The following is a 2,558-nucleotide window of genomic DNA, read 5'->3' as shown; positions in this document are numbered from 1 at the left end:
AAGCGATGAGCAGTTACAAGTATTACCAGATAATGATGAAGAGGAGAAAGAAAATCTCTTAACCGCTAGAGCAATTCAACCAACTAACGGGAAGAGAAAAGACAATCTGAGCAAAATTACCAAAGGTCAAAAACACGAGGACGCAAGCTTAGGCGTTATGAAGCTTGTCCAGAGCCAGACATTACAGATTCGCAAAATAATGGTTACACTTCAATCAGTACGTCGCAATATCGATTCTGTTCAAAGAGCTTCCAAATCAATAAACGATATTAATTCGGAAATTAAAAAAATACAGTATCAAATCTCCCAAATTCAAAAGCGGTTGACCAAGAAAACGCAAGAGCAAGAGCAACAGTGGATTCGATCAAATAAGAAAAAATGAACTCACACTGTCATTAGAGTTAAGGTCCCTGGATTATTGTAATCCAATTAGCGAAAACGAAAAAATTCAAAGCATGGACTGCAAGTTTATATGCCTCCAAAAGAGGCATCTCACTAACCCCGCTTGCTTTAAATGTGGAATATTCGTCACGCATGAGTGGTACCGTACATAATATTGTGTAACTGCTTCAATCTAATCATAACTAAATGGTATCTAATAACTAATCACCCATAAAGCTCTGTCGCAAGATATCGGGGATTTTAGATAGCTTATCTCTAACTTGGCTAGTGGTACAATGATAAAATAAATGCTTGAATTTGTTCCAAGCAGTATTCCGGTGGAAAAATAGTACACCCATGAATTGATACCTATGATCACTACCGGTGAGCAAAGTTGTAGTTTCAAACAAAGGAAAATGTGTGGGCGAGGAGCCGGATCCTAGGAGCGATTTGGAAAAAAATTCTCATCTGTGAGAATGTCAAACTAGAAAATGAAGATGGATCCACTTGGTCTTTCTTAATTAAGATGAACTAGGATCTAATAGTAATGGAATAATACATAGAGAATATAATATTTTCTTTAGAAGTTAATCAGAGTACTCACATAAAAATTCCAGAATCAAAATTTCTCGTAATGAAATCCACTATTAGGAGTTTTCTTCCGATTCAAGTGCTGCCAGATTACCTACAGTTTGGGCTTGATATTCCTGCAAACCTCCTTCTCTAATAGGTATTGTACTAACCTCCTCTGACCATGTTACTTTATCCACACTTTCGATAGCCCGTATATTCTCAATTATTTTAAACAAGTTATCTGTGTCTTTAAATATGCAAATACAGAGAATATCTATCCCCCCCGTGACTAATGCAATGAAGGTTATTCCTCTAATATTGGATATTTTACTTGCTATCGGTGTGGACCTACCTTTTAACGAAATCAATAGGTAAACCTTTCTAAGCCCCAGCTTTTTGTGGTTCATCTCATTCCTTTTGATCACGTATTCATTTTCAAATAACTTTCTAATTCTTCTCTGGATAGTACTTAGTGGTGACTTTGCTTGTAATGCTATCTTCTTATTAGAATGTCCCTCTAGAAGCAATTTAATCAGCTGTTGGTCTGTCCTATCAAGATCTAGCTGAAAATCGACACGTCTGCCATTAGAATTATAATCTGAAGCTTCATGATTTGCCATTGGAAGCAATATTATAAGGTCGCCAGATGACTTAAAGCTTTCGAAGCATGGAGCTATCTCGCGCAAGAATATTTCCATAATATTAGTCGAAAACATCAAAACCCATGTAATAATGGTTATCTTGACCAAGCCCGTGAAGCCAGATTCCACCTCTGACAGACGTTAAAGCACATAAGAAGGATATAATCAAAATATTGCCTCTGAAATGTCTGAGAACCTACTTTTAGGAAATCATGTTGTAGCATTTTCCTCGGGACCCAAGGAAAGTAATCAAAGAGTTGAAACACAAGTCAACGATGATGACATTGATAGTCCTGACTTTGAACCATTACATCAGCTATCCAATATGTGCTTGTCAAAAGGCTACCTAGTATTATATGGACCGAATCAGCTCGAGACGAGGCCGCGAAAGATCGTCTATTTGAAAACATTGAGAACGCTGGTGCTTCAACACTACCTCGTGATACCATCTCAAATGGACTGACAATAATCGACAGAAATTGGATTTAAGAACAATGTGGCAAAAATCACGAATCGATTGTGAAATTTTGGAATTCGAGTATTAAAAGAGCCAACGAAAGACCCCAAATTTTGTCCAAAGGGACAATACTGTTTAGCGCGCCAGACACCTATTTGTTAAACAAAGGACACGACACCTTTATTTTGTTTGAAGGCTCAATGGGAAAGACTTTCTCTCCAAACGTAAGCACGATTTGTTGGTACAAAACAAAATGGCTTAATGATTTGTCACTGGCATCACTCATAAAGGTACTTACTTCACATGAGTGCACTATTCATGTTGGCTGGAAGTATCAAAAATGGAGAGAAAGTGAGATTGTCAATTTAATAAGCCAAGCTGTTGATAGAGAATTAGGTCATGATACAGCTCCACTACTTTTTGCAAAGTGCATATAAATTAAATGAGAAAGAGATTGTGTCACGACCAGTTCTTTTTGAGGCAACACTAAGACGCATGCTTGGTAC

The 2,558-nt window shown here is 37.3% G+C and carries 4 protein-coding genes; 3 read left to right on the top strand and 1 reads right to left on the bottom strand.

Features of this window, described 5'->3' with window-relative positions; translation table 11 throughout:
• On the top strand, nucleotides 1-382 hold a 382-nt coding region (locus DYY65_RS08830), incomplete at its 5' end, for a hypothetical protein (protein WP_162477598.1).
• Nucleotides 383-1,028: 646 nt separating this feature from the next.
• Here DYY65_RS08830 and DYY65_RS08825 read toward each other — a convergent pair.
• Complete coding sequence (locus DYY65_RS08825) at nucleotides 1,029-1,703, bottom strand: Lrp/AsnC family transcriptional regulator (RefSeq protein ID WP_162477597.1); 675 nt, start codon at nucleotides 1,701-1,703, stop codon at nucleotides 1,029-1,031.
• 76 nt (nucleotides 1,704-1,779) lie between these two features.
• Between DYY65_RS08825 and DYY65_RS08820 the strand changes: the two genes are divergently transcribed.
• Nucleotides 1,780-2,058, top strand: coding sequence for a hypothetical protein (locus DYY65_RS08820; protein ID WP_162477596.1), 279 nt, complete (start codon nucleotides 1,780-1,782; stop codon nucleotides 2,056-2,058).
• A 107-nt stretch (nucleotides 2,059-2,165) separates the two neighbouring features.
• Nucleotides 2,166-2,489: a hypothetical protein gene (locus DYY65_RS08815; protein WP_162477595.1), complete on the top strand. Its 324-nt coding sequence runs from the start codon at nucleotides 2,166-2,168 to the stop codon at nucleotides 2,487-2,489.
• Nucleotides 2,490-2,558: the final 69 nt, after the last annotated feature.

This window comes from Nitrososphaera sp. AFS, assembly GCF_009898475.1.
Taxonomy (GTDB): Archaea; Thermoproteota; Nitrososphaeria; order Nitrososphaerales; family Nitrososphaeraceae; genus Nitrosopolaris.
The sequence above is the reverse complement of the archived record's forward strand: the minus strand, read 5'-3'. Positions and strand labels throughout refer to the sequence as shown.